This window comes from Acetobacter sp. DmW_136, assembly GCF_008690365.1.
Lineage (GTDB): Bacteria > Pseudomonadota > Alphaproteobacteria > Acetobacterales > Acetobacteraceae > Acetobacter > Acetobacter oryzifermentans.
In genome coordinates, this window is the sequence record NZ_VHON01000062.1 from 1 (window position 1) to 5,471 (window position 5,471).

General features: G+C 44.3%; 6 protein-coding genes. 3 read left to right on the forward strand and 3 right to left on the reverse strand.

Annotated elements, in window-relative coordinates; translation table 11 throughout:
- Nucleotides 1-112: 112 nt before the first annotated feature.
- Nucleotides 113-739 carry an AAA family ATPase gene (locus tag FKW31_RS14250; protein ID WP_255448270.1) on the forward strand — a complete coding sequence of 209 codons (627 nt, stop codon included), beginning with the start codon at nt 113-115 and terminating at the stop codon, nt 737-739.
- Nucleotides 740-1,293: 554 nt separating this feature from the next.
- On the opposite strand, the gene FKW31_RS14255 is transcribed toward FKW31_RS14250, so the two are convergent.
- A complete protein-coding gene (locus FKW31_RS14255; protein WP_087636623.1) occupies nt 1,294-1,794 on the reverse strand; it encodes a MucR family transcriptional regulator in 501 nt (166 codons plus the stop codon).
- A 330-nt stretch (nt 1,795-2,124) separates the two neighbouring features.
- Nucleotides 2,125-2,877 (reverse strand): DNA/RNA non-specific endonuclease, encoded by a 753-nt coding sequence (locus tag FKW31_RS14260; RefSeq protein WP_087636588.1) that lies wholly within the window; start codon nt 2,875-2,877, stop codon nt 2,125-2,127.
- 127 nt (nt 2,878-3,004) lie between these two features.
- On the opposite strand from FKW31_RS14260, the gene FKW31_RS14265 reads away from it, so the two are divergent.
- Both FKW31_RS14265 and FKW31_RS14270 read left to right on the forward strand, forming a co-directional pair.
- Entirely contained in the window at nt 3,005-3,211 is a 207-nt protein-coding gene (locus tag FKW31_RS14265) for a hypothetical protein (RefSeq protein ID WP_087636589.1), read from the forward strand.
- Nucleotides 3,212-3,727: 516 nt separating this feature from the next.
- Nucleotides 3,728-5,206, forward strand: coding sequence for a hypothetical protein (locus tag FKW31_RS14270; protein ID WP_150178884.1), 1,479 nt, complete (start codon nt 3,728-3,730; stop codon nt 5,204-5,206).
- Here the strand turns inward: FKW31_RS14270 and FKW31_RS14275 are convergent.
- Nucleotides 5,195-5,471, reverse strand: a 277-nt coding sequence (locus FKW31_RS14275) for an integrase core domain-containing protein (RefSeq protein WP_150178885.1), incomplete at its 5' end; no start/stop codon positions are given. The two genes, FKW31_RS14270 and FKW31_RS14275, sit on opposite strands and share 12 nt — an antisense overlap.

The window sequence follows — 5,471 nt, forward strand, 5'->3', positions numbered from 1 at the left end:
CACATCAACAGGCCTTACAGAAGACCGCACACGATCACACGTCAATATGGGTCAGAAAACTCTTGCATAACGGACGGTAACCACAGAAGAAATCCGCGTCGACAGTGATATTTTGTTCATAGTCTCCAGCTTGATCAAGCGCGTGTTTGAGTTGAGCCATGCAAGGAACAGCGTGATCCGGCAGGTGTTCGTGCTTACTCACAACATCTATTTTCACAAAGAAGTCTCGTTCGATCCCGAACGAAAGAGCAAATGCCGCGCGCACGAGACCTTCTGGATCGTTAAGAAGATCAATGATGTCTCGACGCTGGAATCCTTCGATCATAACCCCATCAAGACATCCTATGAATTACTTTGGTCCGAAGTACGTAACGAGAACCGTTCTAATCTCACCATCCAAAACACACTGCGCCGCATTCTTGAGAACTATTTCAAAATCATTGGCAACATGGACAAGGACAAGATTATCGAGAAGTTTGAGGGCCGTGAGAAGGTAATCTGCGCATCACTCTTTTCGTGGGTGAATGACGGTTCGCACAGCACACATGACGATCTCTACATCTCCACTGATGCCATCACAGTGGACGCCTATCTCAACGTATTTAAGCGTATTTTCGAAGAGACTGGGCACAAGCAGCATTATAACATGATGATGGGCACAGAATCTGTGCCGATAGCTTCTGTTTCGCCGATCGAAACTGCATCTCCAGTCACGAACAGCGGACAAGATGCAGCATGAGTACTATATCAAATTAAGCATATCTGGTTGAAGCTATTGCTACTTTGCACTTCGAACTCGACCGTTTCAAATTTGGTCGATCGAAGCGTGCCTAAAGAATGTCGACTTTCGGGAAGCTGCCACAACCGCCTAGATGGCAGAGAAGAGGGCGATTGCAGACAGTCACTACCCAATCTTTTTGCAATTAGCTTTTCCCAGAATGCTTAACCAACGATACAAGTCACGCCATAAAGTAGAAGACAGCACGTCGCATTCTTTATACTGTTTCAATGGGTTAGAAAAATGTCACTGCGGCTTGATGCAGGTTCGAGTCCCGCAGTTCATCCCATCAACTTATGGAAATATAATCGTAAAATAAGAATTTGATTGGTCTACGGGATTTGCCCTTTATATCTTTCCCGCAGGCCCATCGCAGTGTCAGCCCGACTAGATTCAAACGGCACGTTGTTTTAAGTCAAAACAAAGGAAACCGACCAATCACCAACCCCATGAAGATCTATTGTCAGTTGACGAAGCAACGCGAGATCGTCATGGGGCAGGAAAAAAAACCTTAATCAACCGAGTTTCTTTTTACGTCCCCTTTTGACTTCAGGTAAGCGTGTCACAATGGCATCTTCTTCTGATTTTTCTGGATGTAGTTCGGTAATCTCTTGTAACTTGTTATTCCCCAATCCTAAGGATCGAGCTAAACGCGATCGTTGTTCTGAATAAGCTGGCGCGACCATCGGGTAATTAGCCGGCAATCCCCATTTTTTACGATAAGCTGAAGGTGTGAGGCCAAACGCTGACATCAGATGGCGTTTGAGCATTTTCACCTTTTTCCCATCTTCTAAACAGATAATATAATCAGGAAACACCGATTTCTTAATAGGTACTGCAGGAACTAGCTCTTTATCATCACTTACGTCCATCTCAACGCACGCAAGCGCACGATAAATCTGTTGTATCAGTGAAGGTAAATCAGAAAATGGTATGGTATTTCCAGACAAATAAGCAACGACAATATCACATGTCAAATGATGCAAATAATTATCTTCGTGTTTATTATGTTCCATAATTTTCATATCCTTTGAAATATTTTCTTCTCAACAAGAAAACTGTATCAACATAAACAGAAAATTATAAATCGTAAATTCCTCTACCAGAGTAATATGCATTCAGATTTTGTTAGAGTTCAATGTTTTAATATATTTAAAAAGACGAAAAAATAAAATATGAGGCATCTGGAATACTACTGATTGAAACGGTTCACTCCATAACGAGATCCGACAGCTTTCAATCTCCAGAAGATCATTCCCAAAAACCGAACTTAGGCCGGAATTGTTGGACAATTGATCTCAACAGCAGAAAGACTACAGACGGCTTTGAGACAACTTTAAATCCAATTAAGGCGCAGGCAACTTCCATGCTTGCGCTTTAATCTGTGCTGACACTGCTGGAAACGGGTCAATCCCGACATTCCGTATGAGCGTTGCTACTGTAACCTGCGTGCAGTGTGGATGCTGTTGCGCGTTTTTACACACATATGCCGATGCTTTGTTCTTGCTCGGAGAATAGACAGCTTTCCACGTTGAGGACGGCACGTACACGCGATCATGCCCCATGGTCTGAATGGGGCGCAAATGAAAATCGGGGCCTGTCACCACATACAACTCTCCTTCATCATCAGCCATATCACGCACACGCCGCTCCACACGTGACCAGATGCCTTCATTCAGACTAGCAGTCTGAGGCACCACATTTGAGAGTGCGTAAGTCTCTGCCTGGGATGCTTCTGTAGGCTGGTCACCACTCGGTGCCATATGTCCACGGTCATAAATGGAGTTATAATAGTCCTGTAAATCCGCGCTGCCCGCAAACCGAATGTCTGCATAGAAATGGCCTGCCCTTTTTAGCCTTTCTGCTGCCTCGACATCATCCGACCAAAGATGTTCGGCTGACCAGAGCGGACCGTGCGAAACAGCGGAAGCTAAGACCGCATAGCCTTTGTTGCACAGTAATTTAGTGCCTAAACTTAGCCGGGAATTTACAATCTTTGGTAGATGGCTATTCGCCCCAAAATCGTTGCAGTTATCTTCTTCTGCATGAAGGAGGCCTGCGTAAAGGACGCAGAGAAATATCAAGGCTAGTCGTCTCATGAGAGGCTAATAACAGAATTAACACGAATTCCCTACCCCTCGACAAAGTCGAAATCCAGCATTCCTTTACGCGCCTTGCAATATTTTAGAATATACGGATAACCTATCCTCAGAAGGAGAAAGTGAAATGGCTATTGGTAATGTCGTGCAAAAAGGATCTTGGGTTCATGTCTATGATGAACGAGGGCATCAACTTACAGTCCTTAATGCGGGCAACGGAAAAGACGATGGTCTTACAGGTTATACGGGATCAACCGTTAATATCAGAAGAGGGGCTTGGATTTATACATTTAATGAAAAGGGAAAGCAGATAAGTGTGACGTCTGCACGCTAATATAATTAAGAAAACGGCGATCTGCAGGTCGCCTTCTTTTATATTTAGAGATAATTACCCATTACCTTCCCCTGACTGAGAAAAGGTAATCCACACAATTGTTCATATAGCAACAGATCCAATGAGCCTACATTTTATATATCCTCCCTTCTAAAGATTTCTATAGAGAGTTCTGGACGTAAAAACTAACAGTTTACCCAATCCTCGGTCACCTAAGACTTTGATGAGTGGCAAACTATCGGAATGGCTCCCGTTGTTCTTGAGTTGCCTGAACACGAACTTTCCGAAGTGGAAATCAGAGCACGTAATCTGAAATGAAGCCACAATTATGCATGATTACAATCAACCATGAAAAGTCAAAGACCTATGTCTGAGATCGGTAGCAGACACAGCGGAACATAGTATTCCGCTTCGACGCGTAATTTGTCACATTCAGTCAAAAGCAACCATGAGACAATATATATTGTCTCACATGTTGTTCGAGAATTGAACATAATACTGGGAATATATAGCACAATGGCTCTTTCTGATTTTGAAAAAGACCTTTTAAGGCGCGAATTCACAATACCACGTCCCCCGGAAGGGACGACATATACCGCAAGTCATTGTCTACTGAACACTGGCGACAAGCTGCACAAGGATATGCCTGTGCTTGATCTGTCCGTCTGCACGATAGCGGAGCAGAATGGCCAGAAGCAGATCACACGTTCCCAGACAACCATTTGCTGTCCCGACATCCCATCTGAAGACTGTATTTTTGACACTTGCAAGATTAACGAAAATAATTCGGATGATAAAAATTATGCACGCGTCACATTCTTACTACCCGATACCTTTTTTTATCTTATCCAAAATGTAGTGGTAAGCATCGCAGTATCTTCGGGCGACATGTTTATGTCTCCTAATATTCCAGAAAAGAAATTAACCAATGCTATAAAAGCATATGCGCCGGATATTGATGCGACCCGTGTTTTATATCTGTGCGATACGACTTTTTTTGGTGGCTCTGATGAAGGTTTCCTCGTCACCAATAGTACATTCCGATACAACGATGGAAACATAAAAATTACGATATCATTTGACGATCTCGTAGGTGCCACACTCGATGATAAGCAAACCCTGCATATCAATTGTGGAAAAGAAACTTTTATTATCCCCAACACTAATTCAAGTATTAATATAAAAAGTCTGAAAGCATTTTTTGACACAATCAAAAAACTGCGCGAACTGGGTAAAACATCTGCTTCTGATAAGATCGTTATTCTGAGCGACATGCCGCCTCCAGTCAGGATTGCCTATGTCGGTTTGCTGGCCATTTTGGCTGTGCAAGAAGGAGGCATGAACGATCAGGCACTCGCATTTTTGCAGATGCTTATGGTACGTCTTGATTTTTCATCGGACATGCGCCGTGAAATGAACAGCCTGTTGAGCAGCATTTCAACGAGTAATCCCATATCGCTGAAAGCACAGATTGATCAATCCTTACCATCAGGACAGGAATTCGCCCTCGGCATTTCCCTCATGAAGGACGCCATCAGCTTCATTCATGCATTGAAACCCAAAGATGATCAGGGAGAGCCAATACAAAATGCAGCGGACAACCCAAACATTATTTCCTTAGCACAGTTGATGGGAGTAGATAGAAAGCAACTTTCTTTCCTCGAAGCGGTGGTTATTCAGGACGAAAAAATCCTGCGTGGCGATATTTCAGACGATCAATATGTCAGCCAGATGAAAGATCTGACCGCCAGAGCTTCTGCAGTTGGGGTACCTATTGCAGCCGTCTATCTCAGTGGCAGCGTTGTCGGTCTCAGTGCTGCCGGCATTACTAGCGGGCTTGCGACACTTGGTCTGGGTGGAGTGTTGGGACTGTCATCCATGGTGACCGGTATCGGCACCCTCATACTGGTCGGAGTAGGTGTCTATAAGGGCATGAACTGGATTGAATTGCCCCGGGTTTTATGGAGACGTTTTTTATCTGAACTACGCGGCTAATGCATGTGATTTCTGTTGTGCATAAAAGCGGGCCTCAGCTTCTGCTGGGGAGATGTTTCCAATGGAGGACAGGGGCCGCCGATTGTTGAACCAGTCGACCCATTTAAGCGTTGCCAGCTCAACAGCATCCCTGTTTTTCCATGGTCCTTGCCGATAGATGAGTTCGGTTTTGTAAAGCCCGTTAATGGTCTCCGCCAGGGCGTTATCATAGGAATCCCCAACACTGCCGACAGAAGCAACGAGCCCCGCTTCAGCCAGTCTTTGC